Origin of the sequence: Amycolatopsis vancoresmycina (assembly GCF_000716785.1) — a bacterium.
Lineage (GTDB): Bacteria > Actinomycetota > Actinomycetes > Mycobacteriales > Pseudonocardiaceae > Amycolatopsis > Amycolatopsis vancoresmycina.
In genome coordinates, this window is sequence record NZ_JNYY01000012.1 from 40,665 (window position 1) to 63,764 (window position 23,100).

Sequence of the window (23,100 nt, forward strand, 5' to 3'; positions counted from 1 at the left end):
GGCCGGGTACCCCGCCGGAAACGAGGAGGAGACGCATGCCCGACAACGACCTCACCGGCTTCCTGATCATCGGCCTGGTTTTCGTGGTGGCCGACGGCCAGGTCCTCTACCGCGGCGGCCGCCGCTACCTCAGCGGGCCCGACGGCGGCGAGGGGACAGGGTCGATGGCGTGGATGGTGGTGACCGTCTTCCACCTCGTCTCCTTCGGTGTGCTCGCCCTGCTCTCGGTGGTCGGCCCGCAGTGGTCCGGCTCGACGGCCGCGCTGGTCGGCAGGCTCGGCGTCTTCCTGCTGCTGATGGCCGTGGCCCACGTGCTCACGCTGGCCGTGCTCTCCCGCCGCCGCCAGGACCGGATCGTCGAAGAGCACTTCCAGGAGGAGCGGGTGGCGACGGAGTCCCACGTCCGGCCGGCCGGCGAGGTGGTCGTCGAGCCGGCGGTGACGGACCCGGCGTGGCGCGCCACCGTCACCCCGGTGCCCGGGCAGGAGGGCGCCCAGCCGCGGGTCAGCCCCGATCTCGGCAACCACGGCCCGTACCGCACCTGACCTGCCCCGCGGCGTTCACCGGATCGAAGGAATCCCCCCGGCGAGCCGCGGTTTTCGTGCTGCCGCTCCCCCGCCCGCCGTGATTGGATCTTGCCCGGCCGGTGCGCGAGGAAGGAAAACTGCGGTGCGAACGTCCCGAGCTGGGCTGGCGGTGGCGGTCTCGGTCCTGGTGGCGGCCACGGCGCCCGCCGCCGCGACCACGCCCGACCCGCTCGCGCCCTACCGGGGGCAGGAGGTCGCCTGGGGCGCCTGTCCCTTCAAGCAGGGCGCCCACGCCCGGGCCGCGCAGTGCGCGCGGATCACCGTCCCGCGGGACTGGGCGGCGCCGTCCGCCGGCACCGACCTGAAGGTCTCGATCAGCCGCGCGGCGGCCACCGGGACCCGGCAGGGCGCGCTCCTGGTGAACCCCGGCGGCCCCGGCGGCCAGGGCACGTCGCTGGCCGGCGCGCTGGCGAGCCTGGAACCGGCGGTGAACGAGCACTACGACGTCATCGGCATGGACCCCCGCGGAACCGGCCAGGAGGGCGGCGAAGACAAGGGGTACGTCTGCCGCGTGCCGCTGGGCCGGCTGCCCGCGGACGACGACGACCTCGACGCCCGCGACCGCTCGGCGGCCAGCATCACGCTGCACCAGCGGACGCCGCGCGTGCTGGCCGAGGCGTGCCAGAGCGACGCGCTCGCGCCGTTCATCACCACCTGGCAGACCGCGCACGACATGGACCTGATCCGCTCGCTGCTGGGCGACGAGAAGCTGAACTACCTCGGCTTCTCCTACGGCACCTGGCTCGGGGCGAAGTACGCGTCGCTGTTCCCGGACCGCGCCGGGCGGATGGTCCTCGACTCCAGCGTGAACTTCGAGGGCAGGCTGCAGGCCGCGTTCGAGGCGTTCCCGAAGATCGACCAGCGCCAGTTCGACGGCGTCTACGCACCGTGGCTGGCGCGGCGGTTCCCGGACCAGCTCGGCAAGACCGCCGCCGAGGTCCGGGCCAAGTGGGAGCGGCTGCGCACCTTCTTCAAGACCAAGGGGGTGCCGCCGGACGTCTTCGACTCGGTCTTCGTCGGCAACGGCAGCACCCGGCAGTGGATGACCGGCGCCCTGGTCCTCACGAAGGGCGCGGCGGCCATGGACGGCACGGCCGCCCCGCCGCCCGCCGCGCTGCGCAGCGACCTCGACCGGGCCGCCCGGGCGGTGTTCGGCCGTCCGGCGGACCGGCTGACCGCCGCCGACATCGCGGCCGACCCGCCCGAGCCCGACTACGCCGACGTCCCGGGGACGCGGCTGGCCGTGGCGTGTGGCGACCAGCCGACGCGGACGTCGAGCTGGTACAAGCTGCTCAGCGACCTGCAGGGGCCGGCCTACCCGCTGTTCGGCTGGGCGTACGGCCTGAGCGAGGCGTGCGGCTTCTGGTCCGACCCGCCCCGCCATGAGCTGCCGAAGCTTTCGGCGCGCGCGGCGAAGAACATCCTGGTCGTGCAGGGCGAGTTCGATCCGCAGACCGGGTACGAGCAGGCGGAGGCGGCGGCGCGGGCGGCCGGGATCCCGATGGTCTCGGTGGCGGAATCGCCCTTCCACGGCCAGTACGCCGTCAGCGGCAATTCCTGTGTGGACGATCTGGTGAACGGCTTCTTCCTCGGCGGCCCCCGCCCGGCGGCCACCATCTGCCCCGGTGTCCCGCTGCCCGGCGAGCACCAGGTCTTCCCGGTGCCGGGCCCGGCGGGCCGCTCGGCCGAACCGCCGGTGCCCGCCGCGCGTGACGCCCTGTCGACCGCGCGGGAACGGCTTCAGGACGACATCAGCACGATCAACCGCGACCGCTGACCCGTCCGCCCCCGGGGCGAAAATCTCCTGTGGCGAGGGTAGACATTCCCCTTCCGCCGGAGGTAATGTTCTGGCCGAACCGAGAGAGACCAGACGGGAAGGAAGGGCACGGGAACGTCACTGGATCGCCCGCTGCGGCCGGCTGCCGCGCGGGTGCCGCAGTCCCATCGAGTTCGGAGGTGGTGCTCGGTCACGGATGAGCGATCCCCGCGCCGGTCGGCGCGGGTGCAGGAGGTCGGCGGTCGCGCCGGCCCGCAGTAGTGATACCCAACCCTCGAGGACCCCGGGTGCCACCCACGGCACCCGGGGTCCTTTCCGATGTGGAGGTGGCATGCTCCCCGACCGGGAAAGACCGGCGACGCCCGGCAAGTTCGACGACGAACACTACCCCGGCTACACCATGGGCCGGGCCGCGGACATGCTGGGCACGACCCAGGGCTTCCTGCGCAGCCTCGACGAAGCCGGCCTGATCACGCCGCAGCGGTCGGCCGGCGGGCACCGCCGGTACTCGCGCCACCAGCTGCGCCTGGCCGCGCGGGTGCGGGAACTCGTCGACCAGGGCACGGCCGTCGACGCCGCCTGCCGGATCGTCACCCTCGAAGACCAGCTCCACGAAGCGCGTCTCCTCAACCGCTCCCTGCAGGGCGAAGCCGAGAGCTGACCGCCCGCCTGTCCACCGTTCGGCCGAAGCGGCCACCTCACCCCGTGTAGTCCACTACGCCGGTGAACGCGCAGGATCCCCGAACCCACGTCACCCGGTTGCGCCGGGCGTGCCGGTACGCCGAAGCCGAACAAGCCGCCGAGAAGCTGCTGGACGGCGCCGACGCGCACGTCGAACTGGGGCGGATCGCGTTCGAGCGGGGACGCGCCGACGTCGCGTCCCAGCACTTCGCGCGGGCCGTCGAGCTGGCTCCGGACGACGAATTCGCGCAGGCGTGGCGGGTGGCGGGGCTGAGCAGGCAACGCCAGTACGCCGAAGCCCGGGCTGCCGCGGACGCCGTCCTCGCGCGGAACCCCGGCGCGCACCTGGTCCGGATCGCCAGGGCCCGGGTGGCCGAGGACGAGACCGACGAAGAGCAGTACCTGCTCGACGAGCTCGAAACCGTGCTCGCGGGCGACCCCGGTCACCTCGAAGCCCTGGAAGTCCGCGTCCGGACGCTGGGCACGATGCACCGGCCCGACGAAGCGGCCGCGGCCGCGCGGAAGGCTGTGGAGATTCACCCGGACGCGGCCGAGCTGTACGTCGCCTGGGGCGAGGCGCTGGCCGAAGCCGGCCGCTTCACCGCCGCGGTCGAGAAGTTCGACCGGGCCCTGGAGCTCGAGCCCGAGTACGTCGAAGCGCACTACCGGAAACTCGGGACGCTGAACGACGCCTGGCGCCAGGACGAAGTGTGCACGCTCGCCGAACGCGCCGCCCGGCAGCTGCCCGGGGCCGCCCGGCTCCTCCTCCCCTGGGGTGTCGCGCTCAACGAGCTCCAGGACTTCGCCGGGGCGCTGGCGAAGTTCGAGCGCGCCGCGGAACTCGATCCCCACCGCGCGCTGTACCACCGCTGGCGGGCCACCGTCCTGAGCAACCTCGACCGGGAAGCCGAGGCCCTCGAGGTGCTGCGCACGGCCCTGGCGGCCACCCCGGACAGCATCGACCTGCTGGTCGCGCAAGCGTGGCGGTACCACGACCTCGACGAGCTCGAAACCGCCGTCACCGTGGCCGAACAGGCCGTCGCCCTCGATCCGGCGGACGGGTCCGCGCTCACCTGCCTCGTCACCTTCCTGCGGTGGTCGCACCGGTTCGCCGAGGCGGAATCCGTGGCGCGGTCGGCGCTCGAGCGGCGCCCCGGGGACGCGGAGCTGCACAACGACCTCGGCTGGGTCCACGCCGACCAGGACCACGACGAAACGGCACTGGAGTGGTTCCGCCGGGCGAGCGACCTGCTGCCCTTCGCGGCCGGCTACGTCGTGGACGTCACCAAGGCGCTGCGCTGGCTCTACCGCCACGACGAAGCCGAGCGGCTGCTGGCGGAGGCGTGCGCGAAGCTCCCCGAGTCGGCCGACCTGGTCGAACAGCGGGCGCTGGTGCTCGAAGACCGGGGTGACCTCGCCGCGGCCGTGGACCTCTACACGGAGATGAACGACCGCTGGCCGCGGCACGTCCGGGCGTGGATCGGCCGGATCCGGCTGCTGGTGAAGCGGGATCGCCACGCCGAGGCGGAACAGGCCGCGCGGCTGGCGGTGGCGGCCAACCCGCGCACCTACCAGCTCCGCAGCTGGGCCGCGTCGGTCCAGGACACGATCGGCGGGCCGGGCAAGGCAGCCGAATCGCTGCGCACCGCCTGCGCGGAGCAGCCCGGCCGGGTGGTGCTGTCGCTCGAACTGACCTGGTACCTCCGCAGCGCGGAAAACCACGGCCAGGCCCGGGAAATCCTGTGGCAGCTGCCGGATCGCCCGGACGTCCTGATGAACCGCGTCGGCCTGCTGCGCGACACGCGGGAACACGCCGAAGCGATCACCATCGCCACGGAGGGCGCGGAACGCTTTCCCCGTGACCTCCGGTTCCGGCGGGTGCTCGGCGACATCCACGCCGAACTGGACGACGACGAGCAGGCGCTGGCGGCCTACGAAGCCTGCCTCGCCCTGAACCCCACCGACCGCGCGAGCCTGCGCGGGAAGCTGCTGTGCCTGCGGCGGCTGGGCCGGTTCGACGAGGCCGAGCGGATCCTGCTCGAAGAGCTGGCCCGGCGCCCGAACTACGTCGAGCTGCACATCGAGCTCGCCTGGACCTACGCCCAGCTGGAGCGGCGGGAGGAGGGGATCGCCGTCTACGAGAGGGCCATCGAACTCGATCCCCGGCACGCCGGCGTCCGGCTGAACCACGCCAACGCCCTGCGGCTGGCCGGGCGGCACGACGACGCCGACGCCGCCCTCACCGCCGCGCTGGAACTGTGGCCCGGCAACGCATCTCTCGTCCTGGAGATGGGTGAACTCCGCGACGCGCAGAACCGGCACGAAGAAGCGCTCACCTGGTTCGACCGGGGCCTCGCCCGGTCGCCGCGGTCCGTCTGGGCGCTGGCCGCCAAGTCGGCCGCGCTGCGCTCCCTCGGGCGGTTCGGGGAAGCCGAACGGCTGCTCGCGCCGAAACTGGCGAAGCCGGACGTCGCCACCACCGTGGTCATCGAATGGGGCTGGGTCCTCCGCGACCGCGGCGAGCTCACCCGGGCCGGCGAGGCGTTCGAACGCGCGCTCGGCCTGGCCGTCGGGACGCGCAGCCGGGCCGACGCCCTCCACGGCCTCGGCTGGGTCGCCTTCAGCGCCGGCGACTTCGAGCAGGCCGCGCTCCGGTTCCGGGCCGCCATCGCCGAGAACCCCGAGTCCCTCGACGCGGCGGTCGGCCTCGCGTGGACACTGGTGCACGAAGGGGAACCGAACGGCGAGGACGAGGCGGAACGCCTGTGCCTCACCACGCTCGCCGAGTCGCCGCGCCGGCACCTCGCGCACACGTGCCTGGGTGTCCTCTACGCGCGCCAAGGCAACCTGCCGCAAGCGGAGTACCACCTCCGCCGGTCCATCGAGATCGATCCCTACGGCGGGAGCTACGTCGACCTGGGTGCCCTCTTCGCCCAGATGGCCCGCTTCGAAGAAGCCGAAGCGCTGTTCCTCAAGGCCCTCGAACGCAACTGGTACGACAGCCAGGCCCACATCGAACTCGGCGCCCTCCACCTCCAGCGCGACTTCGACGGCCCCGGCGACCCGGCCGACGCGCGGCGCGCGGCCCGGCACTTCCGGCAGGCCCTGGTGATCGAGCCGACCCGCGGCGCCGCGGCCATCGGGCTGTCGCTGGCCCTGACCAAGTCCCCCGGCGACCTGCCGGCCGCGGAGCGCGTGCTGCGGGACGCCCTGCGGCGCAAGGACTGCGACCAGCCGCGGTGGCAGCTGCTCGTCGCGCTCGCCCGGCTGCTCATCGGCCGCGGCGACGAAACCCAGCGCCGCGACCTGCACCTCGAAGCGCTCAGCACCGCGCGGCAGGCGATCGAGCTGGCCGCCGGCGAGGCCGACCCGCACTACGTCGCCGGCGTCGCGGCCTACAAGGCCGGGGAAAGCGGGCCGGAAGCGCAGGCGCGGCCGTACTACCGCCGCCGCGCCCTGCACCACTTCCGGCGCTGCCTGCACCACGATCCCGAGCACATCGAGGCGCGCCGGGTGATGACGCTCGCCGAGCAGAGCCTCGCGATCACCCGCAACAGCCTGGCGGGCAGCGCGATGATGATCGCGGTGGCCGGCGGCCTGCTGATCACGCTGTGGCTGGGCTTCTTCCTCACCGACAAGGTGACCACGGTGGTGATCGGCACCCTGACGCCGATCCTCGTCGGCCTGGTGGCGCTGGGCTTCGTGCTCCCGTTCCTGGTCCGGCTGAAGCTGCCCGGCGGCGTCGAAGCCGACCTGTCCACCAGCCTGAACCAGGTGGCGTCCGGGCCGACCGGCGAGGTGAGCATCGGCCCCGGGCGGCTGGTCGGGACCAGCTCCGACAGTTCCCCGGTGTGGTCCCCGCTGGGTACCGGCCCGCGCGGCGAACTGCCGCGGCTGGGCTGATCCAGCGCGTCCGGTGCACTGGTCCGGAGCCGCATCAGCACTCCGGACAGCTTCTGAGGCACGGGCGGGGGTGCCGGACCGCACCCCCGCCCCCCCTTCTCAACCAGTCGGTTGACAACGGCCGGGTCGCCCGCTACGTTCCTGCTCAACCGAGGAGTTGAGAAGACAGGTGGACGAAGGGACCGAACGGCTCAACCGGGTGTTCGCGGCCCTGGCCGATCCGACCCGGCGGGACCTGGTGGCCCGGCTGGCCGGCGCGGACGCGACCGTCGGCGAGCTGGCGGAGCCGTACGACATGAGCCTCCAGGCGGTCTCCAAGCACGTGAAGGTGCTCGAGGAGGCCGGGCTGGTGACGCGCAGCAAGGACGCCCAGCGCCGGCCGGTCCACCTCGACGCCGAGGTGTTCGACCTGATGACGAAGTGGATCGACCGGTACCGGCGGCAGGTCGAGGAGCGCTACCGGCGGCTCGACACCCTGCTGGACCGGATGACCGGCGACGCCGCCCCAGCCCGCGAGGACGCATCATGACCACGGTGAAACACGAAACCGAGATCCAGGCCGACGGGCGGGTCCCGACGATCCGGATCGTCCGGGAGTTCGACGCGGCTCCCGAGCTCGTGTTCCGCGCCCACGTCGACCCCGAGCTCTACGCGCAGTGGATCGGGCCGTACTCGGTCACCACGCGGATCACGCGCTGGGACGCGCAGACCGGCGGCGCGTGGGCGTTCGCCAACGACCGGGACGGCGAGGAGATCGCCGCCTTCCACGGCAGTTTCCACGACGTGCGGCCGAACGAGCGGATCGTGTGGACGTTCACCTACGACGGCGAGCCCGACGGCGTCGCCCTGGAAACCTTTGCCTTCGAAGAACTCGAGGGTGGCCGCACCCGGCTGCAGGTGCTGAGTGTGGTGCAGGACTTCGAAACCCGGGACGGCATGCTGGCGAGCGGCATGAACACCGGCCTCACCGAGGGCTACGCCAAGCTCGACGAACTGCTCGCCAAGGAGGCGTGACATGACACCCACCGGACCCGCGCAGCGGCACGCGCACGACGCCGCCCGGTTCACCGAGCTGACGGAATCGGCTTCGGCCGCCGACTGGACGCGGCCCAGCCCGGTCGCGGGGTGGACGGCGCTCGACGTCGTCAAGCACCTGGTCGAATGGCCGCGAGCCTTCCTCGGCGGAGCGGGGATCGAACTCCCGGCGCTGGCGGTCGAAGCCGACCCGGCCGGCGCCTGGAAGCAGCACGTGGCCGACATCCAGGCCATCGTGGAGCAGCCCGCCGGGCGCGTGCTCAGCAACCCGCACACCGGCGACCGGCCGGTGGACGAGGCGATCGACCAGTTCTACACCAACGACATCTGGATGCACACCTGGGATCTCGCGAAGGCGCTCGGCCGCGAGCCCGACCTCGGCGAGGAGCGCTGCGCCGCCACCTTGGCCGGGATGCAGCCGATGGAGGAGCTGCTGCGCGGCAGCGGCCAGTTCGGCCCGGCGGTGCCGGTCGGCGGCGACGCCTCGGCGCAGGACCGGCTGATCGGCTTCCTCGGCCGCGACCCGGCCTGGCGGCCCTGAGCGGACGGCGGCACGCGCCCCGGGCGCGTGCCGCCGCCGAAGATTGACAACGGCCGGTCCCCGGAGGACTCTGGGAGCGCTTCCAGAAACGCCGCCGGGGTCGCTTCCGCCTGCCCCGGCACGCAAGCGGAAGGAGAGTCCATGGGATCCGCCGCCCGCCGGGGCGCCGCGCGCCCGGCCGTGCTCGCCGCGGTCGCCCTGCTGGTCCTGGGGGTTTCCGTGCTGTGGCCGTGGCCGTCGGGCGCCGCGCCGTCGACCCCGGTGACCGGCAACGCCACCCACTTCGACGCGCTCGGCGCGCCCTACGGCGGCTGCGGCCTGCCCCAGGAGCAGCTCGACTCGCCGGACTTCGTGGCCCTCAACGTCTACAACACCCCCGGCGACTACAGCTTCTACCCGCGGCCGATCCCGCCGGCGCAGGCCGCCAAGATCGGCCTGTGGGACAACGGCCGCAACTGCGGGCGGTTCGTCCAGGTCACCATCGGCGACTACTGCACCGGCGTCAACGACGGCGCGCCGGGACAACCGTTCTGCCGCAACGGGTCCTGGGTGACCGACGGCTACGCGGGCGCGCAGCTGACCATGGTCGTGGCCGACAGCTGCGGCGACGCGAACGCCTGGTGCCGCGACGATCCCGGCCACCTCGACCTGTCGACGGCGTCGCTGAACCGGTTCATCAAGAACGGCGCCCCGGTCGGGGACATGAACCCCGCGCACTGGAACAACCGGCACGTCTCCTGGTCCTACGTGGCCGCGCCGAACTACACGGGTGACCTGAAACTCGGCTTCCTCCAAGGGGCGCAACGGTATTGGACGGCCATCGCCGTGTCGCACCTGCCCAACGGCGTCCACGGCGTGGAGTTCCTCGGCGCGGACGGCACCTGGCAGCAGGCGCAGCCGGACAGCGATCTGGGCCAGGCGTTCCTCATCGGCCCGACCGCCACCGCGGGCACCGCGTACGCGATCCGGGTCCGCGACGCGAGCGACGCGCTCGTCAACGACGGCCGCGTCTACCGCTTCACGTTGCCGGACCAGTGCCTGTCGGGGTGCGGGCCCGCCTACACCGCCATCAGCTACACGACGGGCACCGGCACCCCGACGAACACGACCACGCCCACTACGCCGACGGCGCCGACCACGACGACGACCACCCCGGCCGGGGTGTCGTGCACGGCGACCGCCGCGGTCACGTCCACCTGGAACGGCGGGTACCAGCTGCAGTTCACCGTGCGGAACACCGGCTCCGCCCCGGTTTCGGGCTGGACCACGTCGTTCTCGTTCGCGGACACGCAGCAGGTGACCAACTCCTGGAACGCCGCGCTGACCCAGACCGGCCGGGCCGTGCAGGCGGCCAACCAGTCCTACAACGGGACGCTGGCCGCCGGCGCGACGACGACCTGGGGCGCCGTGGTGACCGGCAGCGCCCAGCCGGTGTCCGGCTTGGCCTGCGCCGCCCGCTGACCTCAGTGGACGGTCGCCCAGAACCCGGTCAGCGCCGCCGCGGCGCGGGCCGGGTCGTGGGTCATCCACCAGTGGCCCAGTCCTTCGAGCACGGCGACCTGCGCGCCCGCGCGGGCGGCGGACCGGCGGCGCTGCTCCCCGGTGCCGACGACGTGGTCGGCCGTCGCGAGGACGGCCAGCCCCGGCCGGGCCGCCGCCCGTTCCAGCGGCAGGCCAAGGCCGGGGCCGTCCTCGGCGGCGGACCGGTACAGGCTGAGCACCGCGCGGCCCATCGCTTCGTCCTGCCCCGCCGCGACGCGGGCCGCGACGGCCTCGCCCATCCCCCGCTCCACCAGCACCGCCGCGCGTTCTGCGGCCGTGCCGCCGAACCGCGCCGCGACGTCGGCCTCGCCGGCACCCGGCGTCTGCCAGCGGCGGGCGAGCTCGTGCCACTCGTAGCCGGGGTCGTAGATCCCGAGCGCGTCGCTGACCCAGCTGCGGACCAGCTCCGGGTGGCTCAGGACGACGTTGACGACGTGCCCGCCGCCGAGGTCGTGCCCCACCAGGTCCACCGGTTCGCCGAACTCCGCCAGCTCCGCGACGAGCCAGTCGCGGTAGCCGGCGTGGGTCGCCTCGAACCCCGCGGGCAGCGGCGCGCCGAAGCCGGGCGGCGAAAGGCAGACCACATCGGACCGCGGGAGTTCGGTCAGCAGCAGGTCCCACACCGCCGCCGTCTCGGGGTTGCCGTGGACGAACACCGCGGGCATCACGCCCCCGCCGGCGTGGTCGGCTGCAGGACCGATTCCTGCAGCGCTTCGGTGCGCAGGTGGGCGACCGCCTGGTATTCGGGGTCGCGGACCATGGCCGCGAACGCCTGCCGGTCGGGGTAGCGGACGAGCGCCACCATGTCCCACGCCTGGCCGTCCTCCGCGACGAGCGCGCGGCCGCCGTGGCCGAGGTACTCGACCGCCAGGCCGTAGCGGGCGTTGAGCCCGCGGTTGAGGGCTTCGACGTAACGCCGGTAGCTCTCGCGGCCGCCGTCCGGGCGGAACCGCAGCAGGTTGAGCATCACGACCGGGCCACCTGGATCCTCGGCGAGCAGGGTGTCGAGGGCGCGGTCTTCGATTTCGATCATTTGGACCTCCTTGGCCGTCACAGTACACATACTTGTTGAGCGACACGCAAGTTAGTTTGCTATGCTGGTGTCATGCCGACCGCCCGCCGCACCCAGCAGGAACGCCGCGACCAGGCCGAGACCGCGCTCCTCACCGCCGCCGCCGAACTCGTCGTCGAGCAGGGCGTGCGTTCGCTGACGCTCGCCCGCGTCGGGGAACGCGCGGGGTACAGCCGCGGCATCGTCACCCACCACTTCGGCGGGAAGCAGGCGCTGGTCGAACGGCTGGCGCGGGCCACGCAGACCGGGTTCGTGCCCGGGCTCGAAGACGTGCCGCCCGGGCTCGGGCGCCTGCTGCGGCTGATCGAGGGCTACCTCGGCGAACTCGGCCGGCTCGGGGTGTTCAACCGGGCTTTCCTGCTGCTGTGGGCGGAAGCGGCCACCCAGCCGGACCTGGCGCCGATCTTCCGCGAGCGGGACGCGGCCTTCCGCGCCGACCTGCGCGAAGACGTCGAGGCCGGCATCGCGGACGGAACGGTCGACGGGAGCGTCAGCCCGGCCGAAGTCGCGACCGCCGTCGTGGGGCAGCTGCGCGGGATCGCCCTGCAACGGCTGCTCGATCCGGCGAGCGTCGACACCGAGAGGCTGCGCCGGAGCGTCCCCGACCAGTGGCGCCGGGCCCTCCGGCCGCCGGCGGAAAGCGCGCCGCGCGGACGGGCTTCCGCCGCCGGGACACCGGCGACCCCTTAGGCTCTTCGTCGGACCGCGGAGGGAGGTGGCGGGTGACCGGGCGGCTGCCGCGGATCAAGCGCGTGACGATCGAAGACGTGGCCAGGGCGGCCGGGGTCGGCCGGCAGACCGTTTCGCGCGCGCTGCGCGACCTGCCGGAGATCGCCCCCGAAACCCGCGACCGCGTGCTGGCCGCCGCGAGCAGGCTGGGTTACCGGCCGAGCGCGCTGGCGAAGGGCATGCGCACCCAGCGTTCGGACGTCATCGCGCTGGTCGTGTCCGACATCGCGAACCCGTTCTACCCCGCGGTGGCGCGCGGGGTGTACGACGCGGCGGAGGCCGCCGGGTGCAGTGTCGTGCTGTACAACACCGACGCCGACCCGGGCCGCGAACGCGACGCCATCGAGGACGCACTGGCCCGCTCCGCGCGCGGCGTCGTCGGCTTCTTCTACGGAACACCGGAAGACGTCCTCGCGGGCTACGCGCGCTCGGTACCGCTGGTCGTCGCCGACCGGGAGCTGTCGACCGAAGTGGCCGCCTCGGTGAGCAACGACTTCGCGGCCGGCACCGCGGCCGCCGTCGACCTGCTCGCCCGGCGCCCGGACGCGTGCCTCGGCATGCTGGACAGTTCGGTCGGGGTCGCGGTGGACGAGCGGCGGCTGGCCTTCCTCGCCGCCTGCGCCGCCCACGGCTTCGGCGACGTCTCGGCCCGCATCATCCAGGGACCGCCGAGCATCGCGGGCGGCACCGAGGCGGCCTCGCGGCTGCTCGACGACTGGCCCGAGGTCAACGGCATCTTCGCGTTCAACGACCTGATGGGCATCGGCGCGGTCCAGGCGGTGCTCGCCCGCGGCGCCACCGTCCCGGCCGACTGCGCCGTGGTGGGCTTCGACGACCTGGAGATGTCGGCGTACCTGAACCCGCCGCTGAGCACGGTCCGGATCGACAAGTACGACCACGGGCAGGCCCTGGTCCGGGCCCTGCTGGCGGACACGGCCGACCGGATTTCGCTGCCGGTTTCGTTGATCACCCGCGCCACCGCCTGACGCCGGTCCCGGCGAACCCGCCCTTGACGGCGTCCCCCTGAGGTGCGCATACTCCCCGGGAACCAGAGCCGGGAACATTCCCGGGAACGTTCCCGACAATCGGTGGAGACGGAGACAACGGCATGCACGCAGGCGATCCGGGACCGGTCGGGCCCCGCCTGTTGTCGCGGGTCCGGGCCGGTTGCGCAGGACTGGGTGAGGCTCGCTGCTGCGGTGTGTGCCGGGGCGCCGCTGCTACGTGCCACCCGGGCCGCGGTTGGCGCCCGGGCCCCGCTCCTGCCCGCGGCGGGCACCAGAACCCCGCGACCGCCCGCCACCAAGACCACCGTCCACTTCGGCCCCCCCGTCTCCTCCCGCCTCCCCTCCCGCTCCCCGAAGCCCGGATCACCCCATTCCCGGACCTCGGCCGGCTCCGCCGCCACCCCGAAAGGACCGAACGCAATGGCGCGTACCTCTCCCCCGACGACACGGCTCCGCCGGCTCGGCGCCGCACTGGCCGCGGCCGGGCTCGCCCTGACCGCCGCCGCCTGCGGCAGCGCTGACTCCGCCGCCCCCGCCGCCGCGGCCTGTGCGCCCTCCGGGGGCAAGGTCGAGCTGTCCTTCTGGTCCTGGCTGCCCGGCATCGACCAGGCCGTCGCCCTCTGGAACCAGGGGCACCCCGACATCCACGTCACCGTCGAACAGACCCCGCAGGGCAACCAGGGCACCTACAACAAGATGTTCACCGCTCTGAAGGCCGGCCAGGCGCCGGACCTCGGGCAGGTCGAGTTCGACTCGCTGCCCGGTTTCCGCGTGCAGCAGGGGCTGCGGGACATCTCCGGCTGCCCCGGTGTCGCGGAGGCCAAGCCGAAGTTCGTCGACTGGACGTGGGCGCAGGCCTCGGTCGGCGGCGACGGTGTGTTCGCCGTGCCGCAGGACACCGGCCCGATGGGCCTGTTCTACCGCAAGGACCTGTTCGAGAAGTACCACGTGCCGGTGCCGACGACGTGGGACGAGTACGCGCAGGCCGCCAAGACCCTGCACGCCGCGGACCCCGGCCTGACGATCACGCACTTCCCGCAGAAGGACGTCAACTGGTTCGCCGGCCTCGTGTGGCAGGCGGGCGGGCACTGGTTCGCCCAGGACGGTCAGCAGTGGAAGGTGAACCTGACCGACCCGGCGTCGGCCAAGGTCGCGGACTACTGGCAGAACCTGCTGTCGCAGGGGCTCGTGTCGAACTACCAGGGCTTCTCGGAATCGTGGAACAAGGCGCTGGACTCCGGGCAGATCGCGACCTGGACCGGGGCCGTGTGGGGCGTCGGCACGATCGCGAAGGCCGCGCCGTCGACCGCCGGGAAGTGGGCCGTGGCGCCGCTGCCGCAGTGGACCAAGGGCGAACAGCGCTCGGGCAACTGGGGCGGCTCGACGACGGCGGTGTTCGCCGGCACCAAGCACCCGGCCGAAGCCGCGCAGTTCGCGCTGTGGCTCAACAGCGACCCGAAGGCCCTGGCCGTTCTCACCGCCCAGGGCGGCATCTACCCCGCCACCGTCGACGCGCAGGCGAACGCGAAGGCGTCGCCCGAAAACACGCAGTTCTTCGGCGGCCAGGACGTCGACGCGGTGTTCCGCGAGGCGGGCAAGGGGGTCAGCCAGGACTTCACCTGGGGACCGTCGATGGAACAGACCTACGCCCACGTCCGTGACGGGTTCGGCGCCGCGCTCGCCGGGAACGGCACGCTCGGCAAAGCCCTTTCCGAGGCCGGCGCGGCGACGATCACCGACCTGCAACGCCAGTCCATCCCCGTGGCGAAGTAGGGCGACGATGGTTGTCGCAGCGTCTCGAACCGCCGCCGGCGTGCCCGCCCGCCCCCGGGTGGCACGCCGGCGGCGGGCGGGGACGAGCACCCGCGCCGCCTGGCTGCTGCTCGCCCCGTTCCTGCTCGGGTTCGCGGTGTTCTACGTGGCCCCGATCGTCGTGGCCGTGGTGAAGAGCTTCACCGCCGTCACCCGGACCTCGACCTACGGCCGTCCCGTCGAGGTGTTCGCCGGGCTCGGCAACTACACCGCCGCGCTCGGCGACGCCGGGTTCACCGGCTCGATCGGGCGGGTGCTGCTGTTCGGCGTCGTCCAGATCCCGGTCATGCTCGGCCTGGCGCTGCTGCTGGCGCTCGCGCTGGACTCGGCGGTCGTGCGGCTGCGGCGGTTCTTCCGGCTCGCCTTCTTCCTGCCGTACGCGGTGCCCGGCGTGATCGCCGCGGTGATGTGGGGCTTCTTCTACGCCCCGAACCTCTCGCCGGTCAACCAGCTGCTCGACCCGGCCGGGATCCACCCGGACCTGTTGTCCGGCAACGTGATCCTGTACTCGATCGCGAACATCGTCACCTGGACGTTCACCGGGTACAACATGCTGATCCTCTACTCGTCGCTGCAGGCGATCCCGCCCCAGCTGTACGAAGCGGCTCGGCTCGACGGCGCGTCCGGCTGGGCGATCGCCTGGCGGATCAAGGTGCCGGTGATCGCGCCTTCGCTGGTGCTGACCGGGGTGTTCTCCATCATCGGCACCTTCCAGCTGTTCACCGAACCCCAGGTGATGGCCGGGGTTTCGAGCGCGGTGTCGTCGTCCTACACGCCGTCGATGGCCGCCTACGCCCAGATTTCCGCCCAGAACTACGGCCTCGGCGCCGCGATGAGCGTGCTCGTCACGCTGCTCATCGCGCTGCTGTCGTGGCTGTTCTTCCGGATCACCCGTGCGAGGGCCGCCCTGTGACCACCCAGCCGAGCACCCGGGCTTCGTCCGTCGTGGTCACCACGGCGATGTTCGTGGCCGCCGTCTACTTCCTGCTGCCGGTGGTGTGGCTGGCGATCTCGGCCACGAAGTCCGCGTCCGACCTTTCGACGACGTTCGGGCTGTGGTTCTCCGGCAACCACCTCGGGCAGAACCTGCACGACACCGTGACGTTCGGGGACGGCCTCTACCTGCGCTGGCTGGCCAACAGCGCGCTGTACTCGGTGGTCGGGGCCGCGGCGGCCACGCTGCTGTCGGCGATGGCCGGGTACGCCCTCGCGAAGTTCCGCTTCCGCGGGCGGTCGTTCACGTTCTCGGCCGTCCTCGCCGGGGTGCTGGTGCCGCCGACCGCGCTCGCCGTCCCGCTGTTCCTGATGCTCGCCGGGGCGGGACTGACGAACACGGTGTGGTCGGTGCTGCTGCCCAGCATGATCAGCCCGTTCGGGGTCTACCTGGCCCGCGTCTACGCGGCGGCGTCGGTCCCCGACGAGCTGCTCGAAGCCGGCCGCATCGACGGCGCGGGCGACGTGCGCATGTTCTACGCGGTGAGCCTGCGCCTGATGGCCCCGGCGCTGGTCACGATCTTCCTGTTCCAGTTCGTCGCGATCTGGAACAACTTCCTGCTCCCCCTGGTGATGCTGACCGGCGACCGGCTGTACCCGGTGACGCTCGGCCTCTACACGCTCAACACCCAGATCACCCGCGACCCCGACCTGAAGGCCGTCGTGGTGACCGGTTCGCTGCTGTCGATCATCCCGCTGATCCTGGCTTTCCTGGCACTGCAACGGTTCTGGCGCACCGGGCTGGCCGCCGGGGCGGTCAAGGACTGACCACGCCCGGCAGCCGGACGACGAACCGCGTGTCGCCGGGCGCCGACACCGCCTCGATCGAGCCGTTGTGGCGGATCGCGACGATCTCGTGGCACAGGTGCAGGCCGAGGCCGGTGCCGTGGCCGATGTCCTTGGTGGTGAAGAACGGCTGAAACAGCCGCGGCAGCAGGTCCGGTGGGATGCCCGGGCCGCTGTCGCGCACCTCGACGACCGCGCAGGGGCCCTCCCGGCGGGTGGTCAGCCGCAGCTCCCCGCGGCCGCCCATGGCCTCCGCGGCGTTGCGGACCAGGTGGGTCCAGACCTGGTTGAGCTCCCCGAGGTGCGCGGTGACCCGCGGCAGGGGGGCGTAGTCGCGGACGATGGTGAGGCCGGTGAGCGTCGGGGCCAGGACTCGCAGCGTCGCTTCGAGTCCTTCGCCGATGTCGACCTCGCGGTCCGGGGCGCGGCCGAGATCGGAGTAGGCGGCGGCCGAAGCGACCAGCGCGCTGATCGCCCGGCCGGCGGCCTGCGCATCGGCGGCGAGCGCCCGGACGGACAGGCGCCCGGCGAGCACCCGGACACCGACGGCGAGCACGGCCGGCCGGAGGGCCGCGGCCAGGCCGTCCAGCGCGGCGGTGGTGACCGCGGAGAGGGCGGGGGCGAGGCCGGCGGCGCCGGGGACGCCGGCGCCGGTGAGCCAGTCGGACACCGCATCGACGGCTTCCGCGGCGGCCAGGGGGTCCGGTTCCGGGTTCGCGGCCGTGGTGGCCACGGGGGCCGCGGGACCCGCCAGCCGGTCCGGCCGCTCAGCGGCCGGTGCTGGTGGCCGGTCGGACGCGGCCCGGCCACCGGTCAGGACCGCGGCCCCCGCAGCGGCCGGACCCGGACTCGTCAACCGGTCCAGCGCGGCCCGCTCATCGGCCGAGGCCATGGCTCCCCAAGCCGTCGCCGCGTCGGCCAGCTCCGTTGCCGTGCGGTCGAACTCCGCCGCTGCGCGGACCACCGCCGCCACCGGGTTGTTGAGCTCGTGGGCCAGGCCCGCGGCGAGCGTTCCCAGTCCCTCCATCATCGTGCGCCGGCCTGCCTGGGCCTCGTACGAGCGGATCCGCCAGACCAGCACCGGCAGCAGGACCCGGCAGATCTCCGGGCAGCGCTCCAGCATCCGCAGGAACGTGTCCCGGTCGTAGGCGAGCAGTTCCACCGGGCCGACCGCCGTCGCCGCCGCCACGTAACCGCCGCCCGCCAGCAGCGGGAGCTCGCCCGTGTACTGGTGCGCCGCCGTGGGCTTGTCCGCGGCGTGGGGTGCCGCGGCGGGGTCGGCGAAATGCCGTCCGACGATCTGCTCGCGGCCGTCGATCTGCTTGCTCAGCAACAGTTCCCCGCTCAGCAGCACGTAGAAGTGCTCCGCGGGCTGGCCGTCGTCGAACAGCTTTTCGCCGTCCCGCAGGACCTGCCGCGTGCCGGCCGCCGCCAGCCAATCCCGGCGCTCGTCGTCGAGGCCGGCGAACAGCTCGATGCCGCGCAGCCGTACTCCCGTCACCGGCGTCATGCGTACGGCCGGATCCACGCGTCGCCGGTCTCCGGGACGCCGGCGTTCTCCTGCAGGACGCGGTAGGCGTGCGCCACCGACGCCAGCGTCACGTGGTGGTGCCAGCCGCGGAAGGACCGGCCCTCGAAGTCGGCCAGGCCCGATTCGTCGTGCAGCCGGGCCAGCCCCTCGGCGACGCCGCGGTGCCTCCGCACCAGGTGCACCAGGTCCGGCATCCGGGCCTGGGTGATGTTGGTCAGGTGGATCAGGTCCGGCTGCGCCCGGCCGGACACCCGCTCGGCCAGCAGCTGCCGGGTGCCGCGGTGCAGCCGGGCCGGCGCGGGCGGGGTGCGGCCGGTGACGGCCAGCGGGGCCAGCACGAACTGCGAAATGCTCGCCTGCCCGTGCGCGGTCTCCCGCCAGTTCATCGTCATCCGGCCGAGCCGGCGGGCCTGGCGCACCAGCTCGCCCGCGGTCCCGGGCTGCGGCGCGCCCAGCGCCGCCGCGGGCACCGCGCCCGCCACCGGGGTGTCCTCCGAAACCTGCACGACGTAACGCAGGCCGCGGCGCTCCAGCCCGCGCAGCAACGCCTCGACGTGCCGCTCGTGCCGGGCGTCGACGAGCACCGGCAGCGCGGGCAGGTCCCAGCCGTCGAGCATCTCGTCCAGCATCTCCATGACGTGCGCCCAGCGCGGCCGGTGCCGCTCGCCCGGCGGCACCCGCGAGCGCGTCCGGCGGCCGCTGTCCTCGTCCCACTCCCTCGGTAGCTGCAGCCGCCAGTCGACCGGCACGCTGCCTTCGTCGCAGGCGAGGAACACGGCGAGACCCAGCTGGCAGTTGAGCACCCGCTGGCAGCTCGGGGCGAACTGCTTGGCCACGCCGACCGAGCTGGCGCCGTTCTTCGGGAACACCGCTTCGGTGATCACCAGCGCCCGCGGCCGCAGCGTGCCGGCGACCGCGCGCGCCAGCGCGGCGCGGACCGGTGCCCAGTGCCACGGGCTCTGGTTGACGAACTGCTGCAGCGACTGGTCGGCGCGCCAGCCGACGACGTGGTCGGAGATCCGGCGGATCGTCTTGCGGCCGGGTAGCGAGTACAGCCCGCGGACGTACACCTCGCCCCAGCGTCGCTGGTCGGAGCGGGCGAAGGAGGCGAACAGCTCCTGGCAGAAGGCGGACAGGTCCACCGGATCGGCGGGTGCGACCGGGACGAAGCGCTCGATGCGGGCAGTGGTCATGGTTCCCCCAAACGGTTTGCTTCTCGTGCCGTGCGGTGGATCAGGCCGCGGCGCGGCCGACCCGGCCCACGGCGAGCTCGTCCTCGCCGTGGGCGTAGTGCAGCCGGACACGCATCGCCGCGGCCTGCGGCGCGTACCGCGTGCGCCAGTCCTGGAAGTGCGCCCACGCCTCGCCGTAGCCGCGCTGCTCGGGCAGCCCGGCGAGCACCGCCACGCGGACGCTGTGTTCGAACCCGCGTTCCTCCCTCCCCTGGAGGCTCACCGCGGGCCGCGGCAGGTCGATGCCGAGCTGCCGGGCCAGCGCGGGCAGGCAGCTCGAACCGGCGTCGAGCACCGAACGCGCGCTGTGCGGGGCCCACGCCGGTGCGACGGCGTGGGTCAGCGCGGCGGCGTCGAGCACCAGCACCGCCGCGTCCAGCCAGCACAGGTCGCTGGCGGGCCGGAAGCAGGTCAGCGCCGGGTAGCCGGTGTGGGTCGCCCGGATGTCGGCCAGCCAGGCGGTCCACTGCCGGAACAGGTCGTCGAGGTGCTCCCGCGAGCCGAAGCGCAGGTGCTCGGCGAGCAGGAACTCCGCCTCGGACGGCTTGGTGCTGTCCGTGCACAGTTCGGCGACCATCCGCTCGCGACGGTGGTACGCGGCGACGATCCGCGAGAGGTGCAACCCGAAGACGAGGAGCACCTGCAGCACGGCGAGCCAGCCCGCGACGGCCAGCAGGGCCGCCCCGGAGTCGTCGCGCAGCGCCATGAACCGCGCGACCCCGCCCGGGTTCGGCGGGATGCCAGCCAGCGCCGGGGAAAGCAGGGCGGCACCGAGGAAGGTGGCCGCCGTCCAGCTGCCCCCGACGAGCATGAGGGCGAGCGGGCCGCACAGGTCCAGCACGCGTTCGCGGCCACCGGACGGCAGCCACCGGGCGAGGGCGGCTCCCCCGCCGCCGACCGCCCGCACGGCCAGCCGCATCAGCCGGCCGGACCGCTGCCGCGGGGCGAACACCGTCCGCAGCACGCTCAGCCAGGTCAGCCCGAGCAGGACGACCCCGGCGAGCAGGAGCACCGCCGGGATCACCGGTGCACCACCGGGGCCGGTCGCCGTGGATCTCCGTCGTGCCGCACCCGCCCGTTCATCCCACCGGCCTCCAGTCCGTCCAGTTCTTCGAGCGTGCGCTGGTGAACGAAGTTCAAACAGAACCGGCTTGTAGTGGTACTGGGAATGCCTGCACTCGGTTGAGTGACGGAAGTGGTCACACTCCGTCAGCTCGATCTTGACCGGCTCCGCTGTCCGGGCGAGCGTGAACACTCATCCACCAGCGGAAAGGGGAATCCGATGGACTGGCACTTCGTCGGCCGGGCCGAGCACCTCGAGCGGATCCGGTCCCGCCTCGCCGAACGCGAGCCGGATCCGCTCGTGGTCGTCGGGGAGCCTGGCATCGGCCGTACCAGTGTGGTGCGCAAGGCGCTGGCGAGCCTCGATCCCGGCCGGGACGCGCTGCTGGAGGTCCGCCCGGGCGGGCACGAGCCGTTCTCGTCGCTGCGGCACCTGCTGCCGTCCGGTGCGGCGCGGCCGGCGGGCCGCGACGCGGTGCGGGAGGTCGCGGACGCGGTGCGGGCGCTGGCCGCGGGCCGCCGCCCGGTGCTGCTGGCCGACGACGCGCACCTCGCCGACCACGAGACGATGCTGGTGCTGCAGCACCTCAACCGGCACGCGGGGGCGTTCCTGCTGCTGACCCACCCGATCCCGGCGCCCCGCCCGGGCGGCGGCGACCCGGTGGACTGCCTGCGCTACGAACGCGGGATCCAGACGGTCCGGCTGCCCCCGCTGTCGGTGGACGAGGTGGGCGCGGTCCTGGCCCGGCTGATGGAGGGCCCAGTCCGCTCGGCCACAACGGAGGCGTTGCACGCGGCGACGGCGGGCAATCCGGGGTTGCTGCACGACATCGTGGTCCGCCAGGAGCTGCGCGGGCGGATGGTCCGTGACGGGGGGCGCTGGCGGCTGGCGGACGCACCGCCGGCCGAGGGCCCGGCGCTGACCTGCCGCGGCGTCGCGCACCTGCTGGCGGCGGTGGCGCGAGCGTGGGAGTCGCTGGCGCTGGACCAGGTGGAGGACCTGTGCCGCCTGGCGGCGTGGAGCGGCGCGGGTGGCGAGGTGGCCCTGGTGAAGGCGGCGGTGCATTTGCTGCGGGGCCGCGCGGCGGAGGCGTTCGCCGCGCTGGACGGCCGGTGGGAGGGATCGGGAGGGAACCACGGCGGCGGTGCGGGAGTGGGCGCGGTGCTGGACCGCGGCGGCGCAGGCTCGGGCGCGGTTCTCGAACGCGGGGCCGCGGGTGCCGGGGTGGGCCCCGATGATCCGCACCCGCTCCTCCTCCGCGCCATGTGCCTCGCCTTCGGCCGCCAGGATCCCGCTGAAGCCGATGCCTTCCTCGCCGCCGCCGCTGCTGCCTCGCCGCACCGGGAACGGCTGCATGCCTACCGGGGCTGGCTGCTCGCCGTTGCCGGGCGCGCCTCCGATGCCGCCGATGTGCTGGCCGGTCTCACCCTCCAGCGGGACCGGCACGCCGCGCTCTTCGCCCATGCCGCCGAGGCCATCGGGCACCTCGAACTCGGGCGGGGCGCCGCCGCCGTGGCGCACCTGCGGCGGGCGCTCGTGCTCGCCGAGGCCGACCGGGCCGTTCTTCCGTGGATGGCGCCCTACCTGCGGGCCTACCTCATCGATGCGCTGCTGCTCGCCGGGCGGATCACCGAGGCCACCTCGCTGGCCGGCGAATTCCACGCCGCCGCGCCGGACTGCGGGTGGAAGGTCGCCGTCGCCATGGCCGCGCTGACCGCCGCCGCCCGGACCGACGATGCCCCGGTCTCCTGAGCGCTCTACACGAAACGCTGCCCGAAGAAAGGACCACCCGGCCGCTTTCCGAAACGACGGACGCCGGGCGTTTGGTCCTTTTAGGTCGTTTCGCCGGGTATCGGCGGATAGTTCACACCAGCGGACCGCCGTGGCCGCCCGGATGCGGCCGGTGCGGCCCGTATGCTGTCCGAATGGCCCATTGCCTGGGGGATTTCCGTCCGTCTGTTCAGCGCACCCGAGGTCGGCATGTCCTCGGCCGGTGACAGCCGCCGGGAGCTGGCCAAGTTCCTGCGCAGCAGACGCGAGCGGATCACACCGGACGAGGTCGGGCTGCCCGCCGGGCCGCGGCGGCGGACCGTCGGGCTGCGGCGCGAGGAGGTCGCCGTCCTCGCCGGACTCAGTCCCACCTGGTACACCTACCTCGAACAGGGCCGCGGCATCCAGCCCTCGCGCGAAGTCCTCGACAGCCTGGCCCGCGTCCTGCGCCTGACCGAGGACGAACGCCGGTACGTGCACAGCCTCGCGCACGGCTCGGTCGTCCAGACCGCGCCGCTGACGACGGACGTGACCGCGACCGACCTCATCCGCCAGGTCGTCGCCCAGTTCGACGACAGCCCGTACCCCGTCTACGCGGGCGACCAGTACTGCGAACTCGTCGCGTGGAACCAGGCGGCCTGCGAGTGGTACGACGACTGGTCGGCACTGGCACCGGGGCACCGCAACTTCCTGCACTGGCTGCTGTCCTCGCCACTGGCCCGCGAACGCCTGGTGGACTGGGAAGCGGTCACCCAGGACACGGTGGCCCGCTGGCGCGCCGAGTGCGCCCGCCACCCCGACGACCCGCACATCCGCGCGCGGATCGCCGAGTTCACCCGGCTCAGCCCCGCCTTCGGCGACTGGTGGGAGAGCCACGAAGTCCTGGAACACCGGTCGGCCGTGCGGCTGTTCCGGCACGGGCACCTGGGGGTCCAGGCGATGCGGATCGTCGTCCTGCAGTCGCCGGAGTTCACGCCGTCCGGTGTCGTGCTGCACCTGCCCGCCGCCGCCGAATAGCGGCCGCGCGTTTCGGCATTCC

General features: G+C 73.3%; 20 protein-coding genes. 15 read left to right on the forward strand and 5 right to left on the reverse strand.

What is annotated here, in order from left to right:
- Window positions 1–35: 35 nt before the first annotated feature.
- The 8 genes from OO60_RS27050 (at window position 36) to OO60_RS27085 (ending at window position 9,985) form a co-directional block, all read left to right on the forward strand.
- Window positions 36–545 carry a hypothetical protein gene (locus OO60_RS27050; RefSeq protein ID WP_003057347.1) on the forward strand — a complete coding sequence of 170 codons (510 nt, stop codon included), beginning with the start codon at window positions 36–38 and terminating at the stop codon, window positions 543–545.
- A 124-nt stretch (window positions 546–669) separates the two neighbouring features.
- Window positions 670–2,364 (forward strand): alpha/beta fold hydrolase, encoded by a 1,695-nt coding sequence (locus tag OO60_RS27055; RefSeq protein ID WP_244885584.1) that lies wholly within the window; start codon window positions 670–672, stop codon window positions 2,362–2,364.
- A gap of 331 nt (window positions 2,365–2,695) precedes the next feature.
- The gene (locus OO60_RS27060; protein WP_003073132.1) at window positions 2,696–3,025 is read left to right on the forward strand and encodes a helix-turn-helix domain-containing protein; all 330 of its coding nucleotides are present in this window, start codon (window positions 2,696–2,698) and stop codon (window positions 3,023–3,025) included.
- Window positions 3,026–3,087: 62 nt separating this feature from the next.
- A complete protein-coding gene (locus OO60_RS27065) occupies window positions 3,088–6,948 on the forward strand; it encodes a tetratricopeptide repeat protein (protein ID WP_155848874.1) in 3,861 nt (1,286 codons plus the stop codon).
- Between the two features lie 169 nt (window positions 6,949–7,117).
- Window positions 7,118–7,477 (forward strand): ArsR/SmtB family transcription factor, encoded by a 360-nt coding sequence (locus tag OO60_RS27070; RefSeq protein ID WP_003073126.1) that lies wholly within the window; start codon window positions 7,118–7,120, stop codon window positions 7,475–7,477.
- Window positions 7,474–7,962, forward strand: a complete 489-nt coding sequence (locus OO60_RS27075; protein ID WP_003073123.1) for an SRPBCC family protein — start codon at window positions 7,474–7,476, stop codon at window positions 7,960–7,962. The genes OO60_RS27070 and OO60_RS27075 overlap by 4 nt, the downstream gene beginning before the upstream one ends.
- Before the next feature lies 1 nt (window position 7,963).
- On the forward strand, window positions 7,964–8,524 hold the full coding sequence (locus OO60_RS27080) for a maleylpyruvate isomerase family mycothiol-dependent enzyme (RefSeq protein WP_003073120.1): 561 nt from the start codon (window positions 7,964–7,966) through the stop codon (window positions 8,522–8,524).
- A gap of 141 nt (window positions 8,525–8,665) precedes the next feature.
- Window positions 8,666–9,985, forward strand: a complete 1,320-nt coding sequence (locus OO60_RS27085; RefSeq protein ID WP_033262354.1) for a cellulose binding domain-containing protein — start codon at window positions 8,666–8,668, stop codon at window positions 9,983–9,985.
- Window positions 9,986–9,987: 2 nt separating this feature from the next.
- Here the strand turns inward: OO60_RS27085 and OO60_RS27090 are convergent, their stop codons facing one another.
- Both OO60_RS27090 and OO60_RS27095 read right to left on the reverse strand, forming a co-directional pair.
- Window positions 9,988–10,731, reverse strand: coding sequence for an alpha/beta fold hydrolase (locus OO60_RS27090; protein ID WP_033262409.1), 744 nt, complete (start codon window positions 10,729–10,731; stop codon window positions 9,988–9,990).
- Window positions 10,731–11,099 (reverse strand): DUF1330 domain-containing protein, encoded by a 369-nt coding sequence (locus OO60_RS27095; RefSeq protein WP_033262355.1) that lies wholly within the window; start codon window positions 11,097–11,099, stop codon window positions 10,731–10,733. The genes OO60_RS27090 and OO60_RS27095 overlap by 1 nt, the downstream gene beginning before the upstream one ends.
- Before the next feature lie 72 nt (window positions 11,100–11,171).
- On the opposite strand from OO60_RS27095, the gene OO60_RS27100 reads away from it, so the two are divergent.
- From OO60_RS27100 to OO60_RS27120, 5 genes are all read left to right on the forward strand, one after another.
- A complete protein-coding gene (locus OO60_RS27100) occupies window positions 11,172–11,828 on the forward strand; it encodes a TetR/AcrR family transcriptional regulator (protein ID WP_051767780.1) in 657 nt (218 codons plus the stop codon).
- Between the two features lie 32 nt (window positions 11,829–11,860).
- Window positions 11,861–12,853: a LacI family DNA-binding transcriptional regulator gene (locus tag OO60_RS27105; RefSeq protein WP_033262356.1), complete on the forward strand. Its 993-nt coding sequence runs from the start codon at window positions 11,861–11,863 to the stop codon at window positions 12,851–12,853.
- Window positions 12,854–13,294: 441 nt separating this feature from the next.
- The gene (locus tag OO60_RS27110) at window positions 13,295–14,647 is read left to right on the forward strand and encodes an ABC transporter substrate-binding protein (protein WP_033262357.1); all 1,353 of its coding nucleotides are present in this window, start codon (window positions 13,295–13,297) and stop codon (window positions 14,645–14,647) included.
- Window positions 14,648–14,687: 40 nt separating this feature from the next.
- Window positions 14,688–15,599 (forward strand): carbohydrate ABC transporter permease, encoded by a 912-nt coding sequence (locus OO60_RS27115; protein ID WP_240490722.1) that lies wholly within the window; start codon window positions 14,688–14,690, stop codon window positions 15,597–15,599.
- Window positions 15,600–15,631: 32 nt separating this feature from the next.
- Window positions 15,632–16,447 (forward strand): carbohydrate ABC transporter permease, encoded by an 816-nt coding sequence (locus tag OO60_RS27120; protein ID WP_033262411.1) that lies wholly within the window; start codon window positions 15,632–15,634, stop codon window positions 16,445–16,447.
- On the opposite strand, the gene OO60_RS27125 is transcribed toward OO60_RS27120, so the two are convergent.
- From OO60_RS27125 to OO60_RS27135, 3 genes are read right to left on the reverse strand one after another with little or no spacing between them, the layout of a single operon-like run.
- Window positions 16,437–17,966, reverse strand: coding sequence for an ATP-binding protein (locus tag OO60_RS27125; RefSeq protein ID WP_162186954.1), 1,530 nt, complete (start codon window positions 17,964–17,966; stop codon window positions 16,437–16,439). The genes OO60_RS27120 and OO60_RS27125 overlap by 11 nt on opposite strands.
- A gap of 5 nt (window positions 17,967–17,971) precedes the next feature.
- A complete protein-coding gene (locus OO60_RS27130) occupies window positions 17,972–19,189 on the reverse strand; it encodes an IS701 family transposase (protein WP_051767782.1) in 1,218 nt (405 codons plus the stop codon).
- Between the two features lie 40 nt (window positions 19,190–19,229).
- On the reverse strand, window positions 19,230–20,252 hold the full coding sequence (locus tag OO60_RS27135) for a hypothetical protein (RefSeq protein WP_033262359.1): 1,023 nt from the start codon (window positions 20,250–20,252) through the stop codon (window positions 19,230–19,232).
- 258 nt (window positions 20,253–20,510) lie between these two features.
- Between OO60_RS27135 and OO60_RS27140 the strand changes: the two genes are divergently transcribed.
- Both OO60_RS27140 and OO60_RS27145 read left to right on the forward strand, forming a co-directional pair.
- Window positions 20,511–22,043: an AAA family ATPase gene (locus tag OO60_RS27140; protein ID WP_003082667.1), complete on the forward strand. Its 1,533-nt coding sequence runs from the start codon at window positions 20,511–20,513 to the stop codon at window positions 22,041–22,043.
- 228 nt (window positions 22,044–22,271) lie between these two features.
- A complete protein-coding gene (locus OO60_RS27145; protein WP_003082666.1) occupies window positions 22,272–23,078 on the forward strand; it encodes a helix-turn-helix transcriptional regulator in 807 nt (268 codons plus the stop codon).
- Window positions 23,079–23,100 lie beyond the last annotated feature (22 nt).